At 40.8% G+C, this 20,075-nt stretch carries 18 protein-coding genes; 15 read left to right on the top strand and 3 right to left on the bottom strand.

Annotation, left to right across the window (positions count from 1 at the left end):
- Window positions 1-23: 23 nt before the first annotated feature.
- The 10 genes from YYK_RS10270 (at window position 24) to YYK_RS06345 (ending at window position 8,084) form a co-directional block, all read left to right on the top strand.
- Window positions 24-161, top strand: coding sequence for a hypothetical protein (locus tag YYK_RS10270; RefSeq protein WP_012028370.1), 138 nt, complete (start codon window positions 24-26; stop codon window positions 159-161).
- A gap of 39 nt (window positions 162-200) precedes the next feature.
- The gene (locus YYK_RS06385; RefSeq protein WP_012028369.1) at window positions 201-569 is read left to right on the top strand and encodes a hypothetical protein; all 369 of its coding nucleotides are present in this window, start codon (window positions 201-203) and stop codon (window positions 567-569) included.
- Window positions 570-969: 400 nt separating this feature from the next.
- Window positions 970-2,145 carry a serine/threonine transporter SstT gene (gene sstT / locus YYK_RS06380; RefSeq protein WP_212753081.1) on the top strand — a complete coding sequence of 392 codons (1,176 nt, stop codon included), beginning with the start codon at window positions 970-972 and terminating at the stop codon, window positions 2,143-2,145.
- A 100-nt stretch (window positions 2,146-2,245) separates the two neighbouring features.
- Window positions 2,246-3,646 carry a dipeptidase PepV gene (gene pepV, locus YYK_RS06375; RefSeq protein ID WP_012027398.1) on the top strand — a complete coding sequence of 467 codons (1,401 nt, stop codon included), beginning with the start codon at window positions 2,246-2,248 and terminating at the stop codon, window positions 3,644-3,646.
- Window positions 3,647-3,686: 40 nt separating this feature from the next.
- Window positions 3,687-4,145 carry a GNAT family N-acetyltransferase gene (locus YYK_RS06370; RefSeq protein ID WP_012775651.1) on the top strand — a complete coding sequence of 153 codons (459 nt, stop codon included), beginning with the start codon at window positions 3,687-3,689 and terminating at the stop codon, window positions 4,143-4,145.
- Window positions 4,132-4,710 carry a uracil-DNA glycosylase family protein gene (locus YYK_RS06365; protein WP_012027396.1) on the top strand — a complete coding sequence of 193 codons (579 nt, stop codon included), beginning with the start codon at window positions 4,132-4,134 and terminating at the stop codon, window positions 4,708-4,710. The genes YYK_RS06370 and YYK_RS06365 overlap by 14 nt, the downstream gene beginning before the upstream one ends.
- A gap of 71 nt (window positions 4,711-4,781) precedes the next feature.
- A complete protein-coding gene (locus tag YYK_RS06360) occupies window positions 4,782-5,558 on the top strand; it encodes a TPM domain-containing protein (protein WP_012775242.1) in 777 nt (258 codons plus the stop codon).
- A gap of 72 nt (window positions 5,559-5,630) precedes the next feature.
- A complete protein-coding gene (locus YYK_RS06355; protein ID WP_012028367.1) occupies window positions 5,631-6,212 on the top strand; it encodes a LemA family protein in 582 nt (193 codons plus the stop codon).
- 11 nt (window positions 6,213-6,223) lie between these two features.
- Window positions 6,224-7,693, top strand: a complete 1,470-nt coding sequence (locus tag YYK_RS06350) for a flotillin family protein (protein ID WP_012027392.1) — start codon at window positions 6,224-6,226, stop codon at window positions 7,691-7,693.
- A gap of 82 nt (window positions 7,694-7,775) precedes the next feature.
- Entirely contained in the window at window positions 7,776-8,084 is a 309-nt protein-coding gene (locus YYK_RS06345) for a hypothetical protein (protein ID WP_009910392.1), read from the top strand.
- 121 nt (window positions 8,085-8,205) lie between these two features.
- On the opposite strand, the gene YYK_RS06340 is transcribed toward YYK_RS06345, so the two are convergent.
- Together YYK_RS06340 and mnmE are read right to left on the bottom strand one after the other, a co-directional pair.
- Window positions 8,206-9,282: a hypothetical protein gene (locus YYK_RS06340; protein WP_014636465.1), complete on the bottom strand. Its 1,077-nt coding sequence runs from the start codon at window positions 9,280-9,282 to the stop codon at window positions 8,206-8,208.
- Window positions 9,283-9,393: 111 nt separating this feature from the next.
- A complete protein-coding gene (gene mnmE, locus YYK_RS06335; protein ID WP_012775650.1) occupies window positions 9,394-10,767 on the bottom strand; it encodes a tRNA uridine-5-carboxymethylaminomethyl(34) synthesis GTPase MnmE in 1,374 nt (457 codons plus the stop codon).
- 220 nt (window positions 10,768-10,987) lie between these two features.
- Between mnmE and hsdR the strand changes: the two genes are divergently transcribed.
- The 3 genes from hsdR to YYK_RS06320 are packed head-to-tail and all read left to right on the top strand — an operon-like array spanning window position 10,988 to window position 16,356.
- Window positions 10,988-13,312: an EcoAI/FtnUII family type I restriction enzme subunit R gene (hsdR, locus tag YYK_RS06330; protein WP_014917278.1), complete on the top strand. Its 2,325-nt coding sequence runs from the start codon at window positions 10,988-10,990 to the stop codon at window positions 13,310-13,312.
- 12 nt (window positions 13,313-13,324) lie between these two features.
- Window positions 13,325-14,788 (top strand): class I SAM-dependent DNA methyltransferase, encoded by a 1,464-nt coding sequence (locus tag YYK_RS06325; RefSeq protein WP_012775649.1) that lies wholly within the window; start codon window positions 13,325-13,327, stop codon window positions 14,786-14,788.
- Window positions 14,788-16,356 carry a restriction endonuclease subunit S gene (locus tag YYK_RS06320; RefSeq protein WP_012027387.1) on the top strand — a complete coding sequence of 523 codons (1,569 nt, stop codon included), beginning with the start codon at window positions 14,788-14,790 and terminating at the stop codon, window positions 16,354-16,356. Before YYK_RS06325 ends, YYK_RS06320 begins: the two co-directional genes overlap by 1 nt.
- On the opposite strand, the gene YYK_RS06315 is transcribed toward YYK_RS06320, so the two are convergent.
- Window positions 16,310-17,599: a restriction endonuclease subunit S gene (locus YYK_RS06315; protein WP_014636462.1), complete on the bottom strand. Its 1,290-nt coding sequence runs from the start codon at window positions 17,597-17,599 to the stop codon at window positions 16,310-16,312. The genes YYK_RS06320 and YYK_RS06315 overlap by 47 nt on opposite strands.
- Window positions 17,600-17,838: 239 nt before the next feature.
- Between YYK_RS06315 and rpiA the strand changes: the two genes are divergently transcribed.
- Window positions 17,839-18,513: a ribose-5-phosphate isomerase RpiA gene (gene rpiA, locus YYK_RS06310; RefSeq protein ID WP_012027385.1), complete on the top strand. Its 675-nt coding sequence runs from the start codon at window positions 17,839-17,841 to the stop codon at window positions 18,511-18,513.
- 328 nt (window positions 18,514-18,841) lie between these two features.
- Window positions 18,842-20,053: a phosphopentomutase gene (locus YYK_RS06305; RefSeq protein ID WP_012027384.1), complete on the top strand. Its 1,212-nt coding sequence runs from the start codon at window positions 18,842-18,844 to the stop codon at window positions 20,051-20,053.
- Window positions 20,054-20,075 lie beyond the last annotated feature (22 nt).

Raw genomic sequence — 20,075 nt, 5'->3', positions numbered from 1 at the left:
CTTTATTAACCGCAGTTCACGTAGTGGCAGATGATGGGACTGGACGTGTGACCAGCCAAACTTGGTCTGGAAATGCTGTTTGGGGCGATGCTTCACCATACTATGAACTGTCAGAAATTAAGAGAACCAATCCCTTCAATCCCTTCATTCAGATGCCATGATATGGTGGAACATGGGATGCTAGTCGAGACGTAGCCCTTGTGAAAATCACCACCCCTAGCAGAAAAACACAGACAGCCAATACGGCAAATGCTCGGCTAGGAATTTACCGTAACACCTATGACCTAGTTGGCCGACAATTTCTAATGGTCAGCAACAGCATTAATCTCTACGGACGTTGGGAATACGAATATGGAACCATTACGGAAGTCCGTTATGACGGTTTGCTTCAAACCAATATCACAGGTGTTAAGGGGCAATCCGGGTCACCTGTCGTTGTAGACGGTCGCATTATCGGTGTCGTATCCAATATTGATTCTAATTCAAAAATCGTTATTACTCCGTTGACTACGGAGATGAAAACACAATTATTTGATAAGAATGGTATCAAAAATATTGATATTTACTAGCGATATTCTTGAGCCATCAAAGTCCTGCTTTACTGATAAGGCAGGGCTTTTCATTGCAATCCTAACACATTTTTCGCACATAAAGAAAAATTACAGGTCAGTGTTACCTAGCTATCATTTGAAATAAAAGTAAGTAGTGGAGTTAGCTGTTTAGGTAACAAAATGATTGCGTAAATCGTTGAGGTCTGGGCAGTAAGTAGATAAAGCTTATAAAGTATTTTATTTTGATTACAGATGCATATTTATTCGTAAAAAAATGGGCGCCACACATAGATTGCATCATGCAGAAAATAGATTTTAGAAGCCAAGGCTATTGACCTGACTGGATTTTTCTGCTATGATTGAAAAATGTTTGTTTGGAGGTAAATGAGTGAATAAAATAATATCTGTATGGAAAAAAATGAATTTAATCCGAAAAATCGGAATTGGTGTTGTTTTGGGAGTGTTACTAGGCTTAATTGCTCCCAAAATAACGGTCATTGCTCTCTTTGGTAGTCTATTTGTAGGAGCATTGAAAGCTATAGCCCCTCTTTTGGTTCTGACACTAGTTGCACATGCTCTATCACAAGCTCCTGCTGGTCAAAAATCGAATATGAGGACAGTTATTTGCTTGTATCTATTTGGCACTTTTGCGGCGGCCTTCATTGCTGTAGGAGCAAGCTATTTATTCCCTATTAAACTGGTTCTTTCTACTACAACGACTACGGACATTACTCCTCCACAAGGGATTGCTGAAGTATTCCAAGACCTCTTGTTGAAGGTCGTTGACAATCCAATCAATGCTCTTGCAACGGCTAATTATATTGGTGTTTTGACATGGGCGGCAGTGTTTGGCTTGGCCTTTCGTCATGCAAGCAAGACAACAAAAGATTTATTGCAATCTACGGCGGAAGTGACTTCTAAAGTTGTAGGATGGATTATTGGTCTGGCACCATTTGGTATCATGGGCTTGGTTTTCGATACCATTGCAAATAATGGTCTGACAGCTTTAAAAGACTATGGTTTACTGCTCTTACTCTTGGTTGGAAGCATGATTTTTGTCGCGCTTGTTGTCAATCCCTTGATTGCTTTTCTTGTAATGAAGAAAAATCCGTACCCGCTGGTATTTGAATGTCTTCGAGTTAGTGGGGTTACGGCATTTTTTACAAGAAGTTCAGCAGCTAATATCCCTGTCAATATGCAGCTCTGCAAACGTTTAGGAGTGGATCCAGATACATACTCAGTATCCATTCCGCTCGGTGCCACAATTAATATGGCTGGCGCGGCTATTACGATTAATATTTTAACAATGGCAGCTGTTCATACACTTGGCATTAGTGTTGATTTCAGCTCAGCTCTTCTTTTATCCGTTGTTGCATCACTATCAGCAGCAGGAGCATCTGGGGTAGCAGGTGGTTCGCTTCTCCTCATCCCAGTAGCATGTAGTCTTTTTGGTATTCCAAATGAGTTAGCCATGCAAGTAGTTGGAGTCGGATTTGTGGTCGGAGTGATTCAGGACTCTTGTGAAACAGCCCTCAACTCATCAACTGATGTTTTGTTTACAGTTGTAGCAGAACGATCTGCTTGGAAAAAATAGAAAGAAGTTGGGAGACCAACTTTTTTTCTTCGCTTTACTTGTGAAATCTCTTTCATTTTGTGATAAAATAGACTTACTTTGATACTGAAAAGGAGAACATATGACAGTAAATTTTAGAGCAGAGTTTGACAAACGCAAAGATGAGTTTCTAGCGGACCTCTTTGACCTCCTCCGCATCAATTCTGAGCGTGACGATAGCCAGGCAGATGCCCAACACCCATTTGGACCTGGACCAGTGCGTGCCTTGGATAAGTTTCTAGAAATTGCTCAGCGTGATGGTTATCCAACCAAGAACGTTGACAACTACGCAGGTCACTTTGAATTTGGCGAGGGTGACGAAGTCCTCGGTATCTTCGGTCACTTGGACGTGGTGCCAGCAGGAAGCGGTTGGAACACTGATCCATACGAGCCGCAAATCATTGACGGCAAGCTCTTTGCCCGCGGATCTTCTGACGACAAGGGACCGACCATGGCTTGCTACTACGGCTTGAAAATCATCAAGGAGTTGGGCCTTTCGACCTCTAAAAAAGTCCGCTTCATCGTCGGTACCGACGAAGAGTCAGGCTGGGCGGACATGGATTACTACTTCGAGCACGTCGGCCTTCCCCTGCCAGATTTCGGATTCTCTCCAGACGCTGAGTTCCCGATTATCAACGGAGAAAAGGGCAATATCACAGCTTATCTTCATTTTGCGGGGGAAAATAGCGGAGCTGCTAAACTGCATTCCTTCACAGGCGGCCTGCGTGAGAACATGGTGCCTGAATCTGCGACAGCTATTATCTCTGGCGACCTAGCAGATCTGGACAGCAAGTTAGTAGATTTCACAGCAGCCTATGGCATAAAAGCTGATGCGGAAACCCTTGAAAACGGTCAAGTTCAAGTCACCGTCATCGGAAAATCAGCCCACGGTTCAACCCCAGAAGAAGGGGTCAACGGAGCAACCTACTTGGCAAAATTCCTCAGCCAATTCGCCTTTGACGAAGCAGCCAAAGCCTATTTGGATTTGGCAGGTCAAGTCCTTCTGGAAGACCATGACGCTAAAAAACTCGGCGTAGCCATCTACGATGAGCAAATGGGAGCTCTTTCTATGAACGCTGGTGTTTTCAAATTTGACGAAACTTCATCAGACAATACCATTGCCCTCAACTTCCGTTATCCAAAAAATACCAACCCTGAAACCATCAAGGCTGGTTTGGAAAAACTGGGCGTGGAAGCTGTTAGCCTGTCTGAGCATGGCCATACTCCACATTATTGCCCAATCGATGACCCAATGGTCGCAACCCTCTTGTCTGTTTATGAAAAACACACAGGCTTGAAAGGTCACGAACAAGTTATCGGAGGTGGTACATTCGGACGCTTGCTCAAACGCGGGGTTGCCTACGGAGCTATGTTCCCAGGCGATGTCAACACCATGCACCAAGCCAACGAATTTATCGAAGTTGAGCAACTCTACCGCGCCGCTGCCATTTATGCAGAAGCTATCTACGAACTCATTAAGTAATACATGAAGACGGGTACGCCCGTCTTTTTTAGGAGGAAATATGGAACTGAAAGAACTTTATTTTTCAGACATGGAAATGGTTAAAGAATTATTTTTATCTGTTTTCAGCCAAGAACCTTGGAATGATGATTGGTCAGATGAGGAACAATTAGATTGCTACATAGGCGATTTACTGGGACACTCAAGAGCACTCTGTTTTGGCTTGTTTGACCAAGAAAAATTGATAGGGCTGTCACTTGGTTACATTCGCTATTGGTATGAGGGAACAGAGTATCGAATTGAAGAGTTCTGTATTTCCCGTGATTACCAAGGGCAAGGACATGGTGCTAGTTTATTAGCTGATATTGAGAAGCAGTTAGCTGATAGAAAGATTGTTCATATTCTTCTGCAAACCGAACGCAACCTTTTAGCCTATTCTTTCTACAAAAAATGCGGTTTCCGAGCCTTAGAAGAAGATGTGACCATAGTCAAGAAAGTAGGACATCATGGAACTTGCTGATATTCGTCAAGCCATCATTGAGGATGTTGCTAACCGAGATTTTACGAACAAGGGAATAGCTCCCCTTTTCCAAGCCCCTTCGACCGCAAAAATTCTCATTATTGGACAGGCACCTGGCTTGAAAACCCAGGAAAAAGGGCGTTTATTTGACGACGCCAGTGGTAGCAACCTTCGTCAATGGTTGGGCGTGGATCGACAGACTTTTTATGAATCGGGTCATTTTGCCATTCTTCCTATGGATTTCTATTATCCAGGAAAAGGGAAGTCTGGGGATTTGCCGCCTCGCAAGGATTTTGCGCCCAAATGGCACCCACTCATTATGAAGCAACTCCCCCAGATTGAGCTGACCATATTGGTAGGCAATTATGCTCAAACTTATTATTTGGAAAAATCCCAAAGGAACCTGACGGAGAGAGTGAAACATGCAGATGATTACCTACCCACCTATTTTCCTTTGCCCCATCCATCACCTAGAAACAATATCTGGCAAGCTAAACATCCTTGGTTTGTTGAACAGACTCTACCGATACTGAAAAACAACATAAATATATTGTTGGGAAAATGATAATATGATATAATTGTATATATATACCTAATAAATTTTTCTTATCTTTGTTCATCGAAGGAGGTGTTCTGATGAGAAAATGGAAAAAAATTATCATCGGCTGTTTCGCTATTCTAACGGTTTGCTTGCTATTTGCACCCACACTAGCTAGAGCAAATCAGATCCCAGACCGCCCCACAGGTACAACGGTAGTGGATGAGACGCAGTTACTCTCGAGTGAGACCATTGCAGAAATTGATCAACTCAATCGAAGTTGGGCAAGCACCGAGCAAGCTTTACAGGTTGGTGTTTATGTAACAGAAAGTCTGTCCAGTGATATTGAAAGTTTGGCTAATGAAACCTTTCGTCACTGGCAGGTCGGTTTTGCAAGAACGGACAACGGAGTTCTTTTAGTGGTTGCCATAGCTGACAGAGCATTTCGGATAGAAACCTCAGACAATGCTGCAACGGTGTTGACAGATGTGGAAGCCAAGGATATTTTAGAGAATGCAAGGGAATTCTTTCGACAGGAAGACTACAGTAGAGGAATTTCCTATATCGTCAACTCCATTGGGGATAGATTTTATGGTACAAGCATTGGTAAAAATCAGTTAGCTGCTATAGAAGAAGGTACAAGTGAGAAGGATGACGGCTTCTGGCTGTTTCTCATAGTTATTCTGATCGCTATCCTATTTGGTATCATTGACAAATCTAGTCGTGGTGGTGGAGGTCCAGGCAATCTACTCTGGATGTTGGTTGATGATCATCATCACTATCACAATCATCACTCGTCTAATTCCTCATCGTCTAGTTTTGGCGGAGGTAGTTGGTCAGGAGGCGGCGGTGGCGGAGCCTCTTCTGGATGGTAAGGCATCGTATAAGGCTTCTGATAGTTGTTTGCTTTTTTACGAATGTTTAATCGTAGTTAGAAAGGAAATCTTATGAAAAAGAGATGGTTGGTTATTCTCATTCCAGTCCTAGCTCTGCTGTTTTTAGGAATGGGAGCAGTTGGGCAATACAATGGCTTAGTTGACAGTTATGCTGAGGTTGAAAATGCGCAAGCCAATGTAGACACACAGTTGCAACGTCGCTATGACTTGATACCCAATGTAGTCGCAGCTGTCAAAGGCGCCATGGAACACGAGGAAGAAATATTTACTGCTATTGCAGAAGCGCGTGCTAAAATCGGCTCCAGTCAAGTAGGAACCAGCGACTACAATCAGGCACAAAGTCAGCTGGATTCGGCAGTGTCTAGATTGTTGGTAGTGGCTGAGAATTATCCTCAATTGACAGCCAACCAACAGGTATCTGACCTGATAACAGAGCTTGAAGGTACGGAAAATCGGATACTGGTAGCCCGTAAAGACTATAATGCGGTAGCAACTACCTACAATAAAAAAATCAAGCGGTTCCCGACCTCCATCTATGCAGGTCTATTCGGATATGAAAAAGTAGAGCTCTTCCAAGCAACAAATGATGCGGCGACAACCGTGCCAAGTGTGGATTTGAGTGATAAGGAATAAAGGAGATAAATATGGACTTTGGATTTGATATATTGGCAATTATGATACCAATTATTGTTGTTGTACTATTTGTTTTATTGTTTGTATTTGGTTATGTGTCTGCTAAGCCTAACGAAGCGATTGTCATTACCGGCTTGGGCAAACCTCGGACCTTAATTGGTCGTTCTGGTTTTATGATTCCCTTTATCGAAAAACGCTCCTATATCTCTATTGAGCAGTTTTCAACAGATGTGCAGACCACAGATTTTGTGCCGACTCTTGATTTTATCAACGTAAAAGCTGACGCGGTCGTAAAAGTAAAGGTTGGGGTATCCGATGAATTGCTCAATGCGGCAGCTCAAAACTTCCTTAACTGGAAAACTGCAGATATTTCTGCCTCTATTCAAGATGTCTTGGAAGGAAATCTGCGTGAAATCATTGGTCAGATGGAACTGCGAGACATGGTCAATAACCGCCAGGCTTTTGCAGAAAAAGTCCAATCCAACGCAGCTCCTGACTTGGCTAAAATGGGGCTGGAAATCATTGCCTTTACGGTTCAATCCTTCACAGATGACAACGATGTCATTAAAAACTTGGGTATTGACAATATTGTGACCATCCAGAAGGATGCCGCAAATGCTCGCGCCAAAGCAGAGCGGGAACAAGCAGAAGTCCGTGCCCGTGAGGATAAGGCGGCTAATGATGCGCGTGTTGCTGCAGACTTAGAAATCGCCAAGAAACAGAATGAACTAGCTATTGAGCAAGCTAATCTAAAACGTCGGTCCGATGTCCAACTGGCACAGGCAAACGCAGCCTATGGCATTGAGGAGCAAGCTCAACGGAAAGAAATCGAGCGTGCAACTGCTGAAGCCAATATTGTCAAGCAACAAAAAGAAGCAGAAGTAAAAGCAGAGGAAGTTAAGGTCCGTGAACAAGAGCTCTCAGCTACTATCCGCAAACAGGCAGAGGCAGAAAAATACGCTCGCCAACAAGCTGCAGAAGCAGATTTGATTGAACGTCAACGCAAGGCAGAAGCAGAACTCTACGAAACGCAGCGTGAAGCGGAAGCTCAAAAAGCGCGTGCAGAAGCTGCCAAGTATGCTGCGGAGCAAGAAGCGGCAGGTATTGAGGCCAAAGGACGTGCCGAAGCAGAAGCCATCCGTTTGAAACTCGAAGCCGAGGCAGAAGGACTCAGCAAGAAGGCGGATGCCATGGCTAAGTTTAATGATGCAGCGGTGACAGAAATGGTGGTTAATGTTCTTCCAGAAATCGCCAAGAATATTGCAGCACCACTTGGAAATGTTGATAAGATTACCATGTACGGCGAAGGGAATGCCTCAAAAATGGTGGGAGACCTGATGACGACCATGGACAAGACAACAGAAGGTCTAGGACTCAATGTCCGTGATTTAATCAGCGCAACCCTAACTGGTCGTGCCATGTCAACAGGTTTACTGACTGCCCAAGAAACAAAAGAAGTGGAAGGGGACAAAGAAAAATAATAAGCAGTTGGAAGAGATGGGTGACTGAGTAGGTTTGCACCATCATTTCCATCGCATGATTGTTTCAGAAATCCCTACGAAGATGAAAATGTTTAGAAACAGTAAAAAAAGTAAGTTGTTTATACAAAAAATAAATGAACTATTATCTGATTCAGAATTAAAGTTGAGCAAAGCATTGAAATTCCAGTTGTTGGAAGCAATGGAGTTGTGTGAAAAAGGTAGTAAGATTAGCTATCTTTCGTATAAAATTTATCCATGGGTATTGGAAGAACTAGCTTTGAATAGGATTCAATCGGATAAATTAAAGATGTTTAAGCGCTATTTAGAGCAAGAAAGGTGGAAATATTATTTTGGTTCTGCTTTGGGAATGGCGTTTACTTCGATTAGATAGTGGTTCCTAGGATTTGTAAGTACATTGATTGTGCTGTGCAACTTCGATAGAATATGCGAAAGTCCCAAGAAAGAGTCATCTTGGGACTTTTACAATCTTTATTGAGATTCGTTTTTGTTTATCAGTCATTTACCCACACCCCGCTAACATAATCCTCAGATAGAATAGTTTGGCTTAAAACTTTTTTTGCTTGCCAGTCATAGATGAGTGCCTTACCAGCCAGAATCAATAATAATCTGTTACCGTCTAGTTGGCGGACATGGTCAATATAATAAGGACGAGGATTAAGCTCGTCTAGACGATGGTAGCTCTCTTGACCTGTTTGGGTATTATAAATGGTAAATGAGATCGGGCTAAACATACCATTTTGATGTTCGATGAGGAGAAGCTTCTGGTCTTTGAGAGCATGTAGTGTGCTTGGTGAGGGGTGTTCTAAAGTTACTGACGAAAATGTTTTTGTTTTTGTATCAAAGGTTAGGAGTTCGGATGACTGTTCAATTTCCGTATACTCACTTGTTTTTTTCCCTAAATTTGGGAGATAGATGGTTCCATTGACCCAAAGCCCTTCTCCTGTGGCAATGGTATTGTCGTACTTGAATACCTCTTGTTTTGAAAAATCTTTCTTATCAAATACAATCAAGACATTTTCTTCGGGTCCTTCTTGGGTAAAATCTTTCACAAAACCAGTTAAATAGACTGACGTTTGGTCTACCATGACTGGAGCACTTGGGATGAAGTCATCGTTTAAAACGTGGGTTTGAATAGTATCAAAATTCCTGTCAAATTGCGCTAGTATGTGATAGGGCCCCACTGTATAAAAGTCTTGTCCATCTGTACCACTGATATAGCTACTATACTGACTTGGCTTTCGCAAGACAGTGCCAGTATTGAAATCGATGGATATCAGATTGTCGTTAATGAATTTTTGCTGATCGTTGGCAAAGACTAGATACCGATTGTCTATGACATAATTTTCACCAGAGCCAAAATACCCTTGAGAATTCATTTTCTGTGTATGAAGGAGTTGAGGCTCTTGCCCATTTAGCTGAAAAGTCTCGACCTTGCCAGGATAAATCAAGTAAAAATCAGCTTCCGACGTTAATGTGATCGTATTGTGCTGATAGGCATATAGTTTCCAGCCGATAAATGGAAAGACAAGACAGGATAGAAGGACAATACAAATAAGAAGTTTTTTCATGGGAATGCCGCCTTTCACTGTTTAGTATATCTAAATTTGTCATCTTAGACAAGAAATTATGTGTTAATATACAAATAAAGTCATGCAAGTTTTCTTACATGACTTTTGTTCTTATTTTCCAAGACAGAATTGGCTAAAGAGTTGGGTAATGAGTTCATCTGGAGCAGCATCACCTGTTATTTCTCCCAAAATTTGCCAACAGCGTGTCAGGTCAACCTGTAACAAGTCTACTGGCATGCCCACTTTCAGTCCGTCATTGACAGCATGTAGGCTTTGAACGGCTTGCTCAATGAGGGAAATATGACGAGAATTGGAGAGGTAGGTGGCATCTTGCTCTACCAGACCAGCATTTTCAAAGAAGAGTTGATTGATTTTTTCTTCAATCTGATCGATGTTCTGGTTTTGCAAGACGGAAATGCGAATGACATCCTCAGGCAGTTGGTCTACTTCAATCTGCTCTTCCAGGTCGGTCTTGTTGAGCAGGACGATGCGGTTGGCCATATCGGAAATGGCTAGGAGATTGCGGTCTTGCTCGGTCAGGGGCTCAGATGCGTTGAGGACTAGCAGGATCAGGTCGGCCTCCTCAAGAGCTTTTTTGGACCGTTCCACACCAATTTTTTCAACGATGTCGTCTGTTTCACGGATACCTGCTGTATCAATCAGCTTGAGGGGGACGCCCTTGATGTTGACGTATTCTTCGATAACGTCACGGGTTGTTCCTGCGATGTCTGTAACGATGGCTTTTTCCTCGCGGAGGAGGTTATTGAGCAGGCTGGATTTTCCCACATTTGGACGACCGATAATAGCGGTTGCGATGCCTTCACGCAGGATTTTTCCACGGCGGGCAGTGCGGAGGAGATTTTCCAAAAGAGCTTGGAACTGGAGGGTCTTCTCACGGACCAGCTCTGTCGTCGCCTCCTCGACGTCGTCGTACTCGGGGTAGTCGATGTTGACCTCGACCTGAGCCAGTGTGTTGAGAATCTCCTGGCGCGTGTCGTTGATGAGCTGGGAGAGGGAGCCGTCAAGCTGGCGGACGGCATTATGCATGGCCTTGTCGGTCTTAGCGCGGATAACATCCATGACGGCTTCGGCCTGGGTCAAATCCACACGACCATTGAGAAAGGCCCGCTTGGTAAATTCACCCGGCTCAGCCATTCGAGCCCCTTGGCGAATGAGGAGCTGGAGGATTTCGTTGGTAACGGCGATGCCTCCGTGGGTGTTAATCTCGATGACATCTTCGCGGGTGAAGGTCTTTGGAGAACGCATGGCTCCAATCATAACCTCGTCCAGCACTTGACCCGTTGCAGGATCAATGACATGACCGTAGTTGAGGCTGTGGCTGGGTACAGTCGCCAAGTCCTTGCCCTTGAAAACCGTGCTGGCAATGGCAAAAGCGTCCGTCCCAGATAGGCGGACAATCCCGATAGCGCCCTCACCGAGAGGGGTGGAAATAGCGGTAATGGTGTCGAATTCTTTGGTAATCATATATCTTTCTTTCTAAAATTGTCTTATCTATTAGTGTATCATGGAATGATGAAAAAAGCACAGATGAGGGATGGGGATGTAAATATATTTATGTTTACTTTGAGAATTACTTTATTATAATATTGTAGTTTGATTATTTAGGTGTGGTATAATAGAAATATAGTTTGTTCTGATAATCTTATTATCCTGAAGTTATTATTCATACTGAAAGAGGAAAATTATGGTTGTATTTATCAAATCTAAAAAAGAGATGAGTGAAGAAGACATTAAAGCAAACTTTATTACACCAGCTATTTTGTCAAAAGGCTGGAAAAATGGAGAACAGATTGCTTATGAAGAATATTTCACAGATGGTCGAATAGAAGTTCGAGGTGATAAAGGACGTCGAAAAGAGGGAAAAAAATCAGATTACGCTCTCTATTATCAATTTGGACAGCGAATTGCAATCGTTGAAGCTAAGGATAATAAGCATAGTATTCGTGCAGGTTTACAACAAGCGATTGAATATGGTGAAATTTTGGATGTTTCTTTCGTTTATTCCTCAAATGGTGATGGGTTTGTTGAGCATGACCGAATTACTAGACAAGAGAGGGAACTCTCTTTAGAAGAGTTTCCAACCCGTGATGAATTATTTGAGCGATTAAAGGCTGAAAAAGAAATGGCACCAGAGGTTTCGAAAGCAATAACAACTCCTTACTATACAGATGCTTTTTCGATTAAGAAACCACGCTATTATCAGCAAATTGCAATTAATCGTACAATTGAGGCAGTTGCAAGCGGGCAAAACAGAGTCATGTTTGTAATGGCAACAGGTACTGGAAAAACCTTTATGGCTTTTCAAATTATTCACCGACTTAGGAAAGCCGGATTAGCAAAGCGTGTCTTGTTTTTAGCAGACAGGAATATTTTAGTTGACCAAACAATGGCAGAAGATTTCAAGCCATTTGAAAAAGTGATGACTAAAATCACATCAAAATTGCTGAATGCGCCAGAAAAATTAAATTCTTTTGAAATATACTTAGGTCTTTATCAGCAATTAATGGGAGAAGATGGAACCGAAACTCACTATCAAAAATTTGATAAAAATTTCTTTGATTTGATAGTGATTGATGAAGCTCATAGAGGTTCAGCAAAAGAAGATAGTAATTGGCGTAAAGTGATTGAGTATTTTTCATCGGCAACGCAAATTGGTATGACTGCGACACCAAAAGAAACTAAAGAAGTTTCCAATATGGAGTATTTTGGTGAGCCAATTTATACTTATAGCCTGAAGCAAGGGATAGAGGATGGATTTCTCGCTCCATATCGAGTTATGCGAGTCAATCTAGATGTGGACGTAGATGGCTATCGTCCGGAAAATGGAAAAGTTGATGCTAAGGGACAGCTTATCGAAGATAGGTATTATGGTCGCAAGGATTTTGATAAGACAATTATCATTGATGATCGTACACGAAAGGTTGCAAAATTTGTTTCAGATTATATGAAACAAAATAATGCACGCTTTGACAAAACAATTGTATTTTGTGTTGATATTGATCATGCCGAACGTATGCGTGAAGCATTTGTCAACGAAAATCAGGATTTGGTACGGGAGGACTATCGTTATGTTATGCAGGTGACAGGTGACAATCCTGAAGGAAAAGCCCAACTAGATAATTTTATGGATGTTAACTCTAAGTTTCCGGCGATTGTGACAACTTCTAAACTTTTAACCACAGGTGTTAATGCAAAAACTTGTCGATTGATTGTATTAGATTCAAATATTCAATCAATGACAGAATTTAAACAGATTATTGGTCGTGGAACACGTTTATATCCTGAAAAAGGGAAAGAGTTTTTCACTATTATTGATTTTAGGAATGTGACAAATCTATTTGCTGATCCTGGATTTGATGGTGAGCCGGCGAAAATATTAGATCCTAATCTGAAAACTGGACAGGATTCAACATCATTTACAGTAGGTGATCCTATAGAAAAATATCGAGTTGCGGATAGGAAAGTGGATATTCTCAATTCGACAGTTCAAGTCTTGGATGAAAATGGGAAATTAGTAACTGAGAGTCTAACAGATTATACACGTAAAAATATTTTAGGAACATATGCGACATTAACCGATTTTATTACTGCATGGCATTCAGCAGATAAGAAAAAAGTTATTTTAGAAGAACTCTATAAAAAAGGTGTATATCTGGATGCAATTCGTGAAGCAGAAAATATTTCGGAGCAAGAAATCGATGATTTTGATTTACTTTTGAAACTGGCATACGGGCAGAAAAGTTTGACTAAAACCGAGCGAATCAGAAATGTGAAACAAAGTGGATATCTATTTAAATACAGCGAAGAAGCGCGTGCTGTATTAGAGGTTTTACTAGATAAGTATATGGATAAGGGAATCGGTGAGCTTGAAAGTATCGAAACTTTAAAGTTACCAGAATTTCATGTTTATGGTACTCCTTCCAAGATTGTTAATACCTATTTTGGAAATAGAAAACATTACTTAGAAGTAATTAAAGAATTAGAAGAAAAGCTATTTGCTGTAGCTTAATGAGAGGAAAAAATGTCAATTACATCATTTGTTAAACGAATACAAGATATTACTCGAAACGATGCAGGGATAAATGGTGATGCCCAGAGAATTGAACAAATGTCTTGGATGCTATTTTTAAAAATCTATGACAGTCGAGAGTTAGATTGGGAGTTGGAGGAAGAAGAATACGAGTCAATTATTCCCGAGGAGTTGAAGTGGCGAAACTGGGCTCATGCTGAGAAGGGTGAGCAGGTCTTGACTGGAGATGACTTACTTGAGTTTGTGAATAATAAATTGTTCAAAGAGTTGAAAGAACTCGAAATCACTCCAAACATGCCAATTCGCAAATCAATTGTAAAATCTGCTTTTGAAGATGCTAACAACTATATGAAAAATGGAGTTCTTCTGCGGCAAATGATTAATGTGATTGACGAAGTTGATTTTAACAGTCCAGAAGATCGTCACTCATTTAATGATATTTATGAGAAGATTCTCAAAGATATTCAAAGTGCAGGAAATTCTGGTGAATTTTACACACCACGTGCAGCAACAGATTTTATTGCTGAAATGCTCAATCCTCAATTAGGGGAAACGATGGCAGATTTAGCATGTGGGACAGGTGGTTTCTTGACATCTACCTTAAATCATTTAAGCCAACAGCGAAAGACTAGCGAAGACGTTCAAAAATACAATCAAGCAGTTTTTGGTATTGAGAAAAAGGCTTTCCCCCACCTATTAGCGGTGACAAATTTATTCTTGCATGAAATTGATGATCCGAAAATCATCCACGGGAATACGTTGGAAAAAAATGTGAGGGATTACACTGAGGATGAAAAGTTCGATATCATCATGATGAATCCTCCATTTGGTGGTTCTGAACTTGAAACAATAAAAAATAATTTTCCAGCAGAGTTACGCAGCTCTGAAACAGCAGATTTGTTTATGGCTGTTATTATGTATCGACTTAAAGAAAATGGTCGTGTTGGTGTAATTCTACCAGATGGATTCCTCTTTGGTGAAGGAGTAAAAACACGACTAAAGCAGAAATTGGTTGAGGAGTTTAATCTTCACACTATTATTCGCTTACCACATAGCGTATTTGCTCCATATACAGGAATTCATACGAATATTCTCTTTTTTGATAAGACGAAAAAAACAGAAGAAACTTGGTTTTACAGATTGGATATGCCAGAAGGCTATAAAAATTTCTCTAAAACTAAACCAATGAGAAACGATCACTTTAATCCTGTTCGCGAATGGTGGAAAAATCGACAAGAGATTTTAGAAGGGAATTTCTACAAATCTAAATCGTTTAGACCAGATGAGTTAGCTAGTTTAAACTATAATTTTGATCAATGCGGTTTTCCAAAGGAAGAGGAAGAAATTTTAGAGCCACTTGAACTTATCCAAAACTATCAGCAAGAACGAGCTGTCCTAAATAAAAAAATTGATACTGTTTTGGCGGAAATTTTAGAAATTTTGGAGGAGAAATAATGACTCCTGAACAACTGAAAGCAAGTATCCTGCAAAGAGCGATGGAGGGTAAGCTTGTTCCGCAAGACCCAAATGATGAGCCTGCAAGTGAACTTTTGAAACGTATCAAGGAAGAGAAAGAGAAGTTGATTTCGGAAGGAAAAGTCAAGCGAGATAAAAAGGAAACAGAATTTTTTCGTAGTGATGATGGGAAACCTTATGAGAAGTTAGCTGATGGGACTGTTAAAAAAGTTGAAGTACCTTATGAAATTCCAGATAGTTGGGAGTGGGTGAGGTTAAGAAATTTAGGAGTTATTACTTCGGGAGGCACACCGAAATCTTCTGAATCTACTTATTATGATGGGAATATCACTTGGATAACTCCTGCAGATATGGGTAAACAGCAAAACAATAAATTATTTGCCACCTCATCAAAAAAAATTACCGAATTAGGCGTACAAAAATCTTCTGCTCAACTAATTTCAAAAAACTCTATTGTTTATTCTAGTCGAGCTCCAATAGGACATATAAACATTGTTAACTATGACTTTACTACAAATCAAGGTTGTAAATCCGTAACGCCAATACTAGTAAATTTAGATTTTATGTATTGGATTTTGCAATTTCGAACAAAAGATATTATTCTACGATCATCAGGTACGACATTTAAGGAGATTTCTGCTTCAGGTTTTGGAGATACACTTCTCCCCCTTCCCCCGCTTGCCGAACAAAAACGGATTGTTGCTCACATCGAGCGAGCCTTGGAACAAGTTGAAGTCTATGCTGAAAGTTACAATAAACTCCAAGAGTTAGATAGAGCTTTTCCAGATAAACTGAAAAAATCTATCCTCCAGTATGCTATGCAAGGAAAATTAGTTGCACAAGATCCGAACGACGAACCCGTCGAAGTCTTACTTGAAATGATTCGTGCTGAAAAGCAAAAACTCTATGAAGAAGGCAAGCTCAAGAAGAAAGATTTGGCGGAAATAATGGTCGAAAAAGGAGATGATAACTCTCCTTATGGGAAGAACAAGGAAAATATTGGTTTTAGTAATTCAACTTTGTTTAAACTTCCTAGTTCTTGGTGCTACGTTAAGTTTGGTGGTCTAGTTTTATTTAATATTGGAAAAACACCTCCAAGAAGTGAGCCGAATTATTGGGGAGACGATATTCCTTGGGTATCTATTTCAGATATGTCTAACAATGGTCACATCTTCAAAACAAAAGAATATCTATCAGATTTTGCTATTAATCAGAAGAAGGTAAAGATAGCTTCGGCAGGCACCTTGTTGATGAGTTTTAAGTTAACTATTGGTAAAGTAGCATTAGAGGTCCCTGCTAGCCATAATGAAGCGATAATCTCAATATTTCCGTACGGAGATAAAGAAAATATCATAAGAGACTATCTGATGCGATTTTTGCCCCTAATCTCAACCACTGGTAATTCAAAGGATGCTATAAAAGGAAAAACGTTAAATAGTACTAGTATTTCAGGATTATTGATACCTATTTCTAACTATCGAGAAATGAAAGATATTGTAACTAAAGTAGATTTACTTTTTGAAAAAGTTGCCCAACTTTATTACTGATACGTTCTTGCTCTTGTTCAGGAGCTAAGGCAATACGGAGATCATTCAACTTTGTTTTTGGAATATTATATAAAGCCTGTCCAGACAGCTTGGTTACTGATTGTAGTTGTTTGTAAAAAAGTGGCGATGAGAGACAAAGTAATAGATAGTTTGATAAAGTATCTGACGAGATAAATGGTGTTAGTTGAAATACAAATCCTCCAGCTACTGTATCTGAATAATTTTTATCAATTCTGGCGAATTTTCCGATATGTTCTAACGATGAAGAGACCGGGGTTACTAGTTGATTTCGCTTCAAGTAAACAGATTCTGATGTAATATATTTTGACTCAATATAGTAGTCATTATCTAATAATTTATATGCTAAGGGTTCGATATTTCCCCCACGAATAATCCGCACACCTCTTTGGATGATAGCTAAATCTGTTTTCTTATAAGATAACCCTGTCGTAATTGAAAAAATATCTTTGACAGAAAGAAGAGTCCAATTTCTCGGAATCTTCCCATAAGGAGAGTTATCATCTCCTTTTTCGACCATTATTTCCGCCAAATCTTTCTTCTTGAGCTTGCCTTCTTCATAGAGTTTTTGCTTTTCAGCACGAATCATTTCAAGTAAGACTTCGACGGGTTCGTCGTTCGGATCTTGTGCAACTAATTTTCCTTGCATAGCATACTGGAGGATAGATTTTTTCAGTTTATCTGGAAAAGCTCTATCTAACTCTTGGAGTTTATTGTAACTTTCAGCATAGACTTCAACTTGTTCCAAGGCTCGCTCAATTTGGGCAACAATTCGTTTTTGTTCGGCTAGGGGTGGGAGAGGGATAATTGTTGAGTTTGTGCTACGAATGGACAGTTTAGGCTGAGCAACTTGATTATAAACTTCTTTGAATTGTTTTTGAACTAATGGAGACTTCAAGAGATGAGCCAAAAACATTTTATTGATACTTTCTGTCAGCATCAGTTTAAGGGCATTTTCGGTTAATAGAGCATTATTAAAATTTTCCGGAACTATTCCAACATCACCAATAGTTCCAGCTATCGTGACATATATATCAGTACTCGAAATAGTGTAATTTCTTATTATTGTATATACATTATCTGGAGCAAATTTTATATTAGTTGGTTTTATCGTACCATCTTTCATATCTGTAACTCGAAGATATGGATGACCATTATCTTCTTCTTGCAGATTGTACCCTTTAGGTATTCTTTTTCCACCTTTAGCAGTAACAATAGCACCCAACCTCACCCACTCCCAGCTCTCTGGTATATCATAAGGCACTTCAATTTCTTGGACTGTCCCATCAGCTAACTTCTCATAAGGTTTCCTACGTCCCTAAGTTAGTAGCAAATATATTTGAACAAATGAAAAAAATTTTTTAGGATTTAAGACATTATTTTTTGAATTTCTAACTCACTCTTGTCCCATCTCCCTCTCCATGCTATACTATATGTATTCGTTTTACTTCAAAGGAGACAAAGATGATAAACCTAAAAGAGCAGGTTGGGATTAAGGCGGCGGAATTTGTGACGGACGGGATGATTGTTGGGCTGGGAACTGGTTCGACGGCATACTATTTCGTGCAGGAGATTGGCCGCCGGGTTGCAGAAGAAGGGCTACAGATAACAGGCGTAACGACCTCTCATGCCACGGCTGAGCACGCTGCGTCCCTTGGGATTCCCCTAAAAAATATCGACGAAGTCGAATATGTGGACTTGACGGTGGATGGAGCAGATGAGGTTGATGGTGACTTCAATGGGATTAAAGGCGGTGGTGCAGCGCTTCTCATGGAGAAAGTGGTAGCAGTCAATAGCAAGGACTGCATCTGGATTGTGGATGAGTCTAAGATGGTTCAAACCCTAGGAGCCTTCAAGTTGCCGGTGGAAGTCGTGCAGTACGGTGCGGAAAATCTTTTCCGACTATTTGAGAAAAAAGGGTATCGTCCAAGTTTTCGTATGCGTAATGGAAAAAAACATATCACGGATATGCAGAACTTTATCATTGACCTTGATTTGCGCAGAATAGAAGACACATATGCATTGGCGGAAGAATTGGATCGGACCGTCGGTGTTGTAGAACACGGTCTCTTTATTGGATTGATTTCCAAGGTAATTGTTGGTACACCAGAAGGACCGAACATCATCGAAAAGAAATAAATTGAAAACGCTTCTCATTTTGGTACAATGAGAGGCGTTTTTATGGTATAATGAAAACACGAACGTTTAGACTCTTCAAAAATCTATCCCCTTACCTCGTAGCAGTCAGATGATAGGTACTGAAAAAGCGATAGCTGAACAGCAGGCAGTGAAGCGAGTAACAGTATCTAGTTTTGATGGTTAAGAAGTTTGATGCCGAGAGCTTTGACTGTATAAGTATTGCACCCCATTAAAATGTTTAGGTGTGGTGATGATAATTTCCAGTCTAGCAACTTGGTTGGACGCTGATTTTGGTTGAATCTAACTATATCAAATAAAGGAGACAATTATGCCTAAATTTAAACGTGTTCACTTGGTAGTTATGGACTCTGTCGGAATCGGCGCAGCACCAGACTCAGATAAATTTTTCAATGCGGGTGTAGCAGATACAGAATCTGACACTCTCGGCCACATTTCTGAAAAAGCTGGGCTTGAGGTGCCTAATATGACCAAGATTGGTCTTGGAAATATCCCTCGAGATACAGCGCTTGCGACAGTTCCTGCTGAAAGCCATCCAACTGGTTACGTGACCAAGTTGGAAGAAGTATCGCTTGGTAAGGATACCATGACTGGACACTGGGAAATTATGGGTCTCAATATTACTGAGCCATTTGATACATTCTGGGATGGTTTCCCTGAAGAGATTTTGACAAAAATCGAAGAATTCTCAGGTCGTAAAATCATCCGCGAAGCAAACAAGCCGTATTCAGGTACAGCTGTCATTGATGACTTTGGCCCTCGCCAAATGGAAACTGGGGAGTTAATTGTCTATACCTCCGCAGACCCAGTCCTTCAGATTGCAGCCCACGAAGACATTATTCCGCTGGATGAATTGTATCGTATCTGTGAATACGCTCGCTCCATTACCCTTGAACGCCCAGCTCTTCTTGGTCGGATTATTGCCCGTCCATACGTTGGTGAGCCAGGCAATTTCTCACGAACTGCCAACCGTCACGACTATGCAGTATCACCTTTTGAGGCAACAGTACTCAACAAACTGGCAGATGCGGGTGTACCAACTTACTCAGTTGGTAAAATCAGTGATATTTTCAATGGTTCAGGTATTACAAATGATATGGGTCACACCAAGTCCAACATGCACGGTGTCGATGTGTTGATTGATACTCTGAAGTTATCAGACTTCGAGGAAGGTTTCTCCTTCACAAACTTAGTTGACTTTGATGCTGTGTATGGTCACCGTCGCAATATCGAAGGCTACCGCGATTGTTTGCAAGAGTTTGATGCACGTATTCCAGAGATTATTGACAATATGCGTGAAGATGACCTGCTCTTGATTACTGCAGACCACGGCAATGATCCATCCTATGCTGGAACAGATCACACACGCGAATATGTGCCACTCTTAGCATACAGCAAGGCTTTCAAAGGTAGCGGTGTTTTGCCAGTAGGCCATTTTGCGGACATTTCAGCAACCGTTGCGGAAAACTTCGGAGTGGACACAGCCATGATTGGCGAAAGCTTCTTGTCACAATTGGTTTAATGGAGAAGCTAACGGTCTATTA

Origin of the sequence: Streptococcus suis S735, from assembly GCF_000294495.1 — a bacterium.
Lineage (GTDB): Bacteria > Bacillota > Bacilli > Lactobacillales > Streptococcaceae > Streptococcus > Streptococcus suis.
The sequence above is the reverse complement of the archived record's forward strand: the minus strand, read 5'-3'. Positions and strand labels throughout refer to the sequence as shown.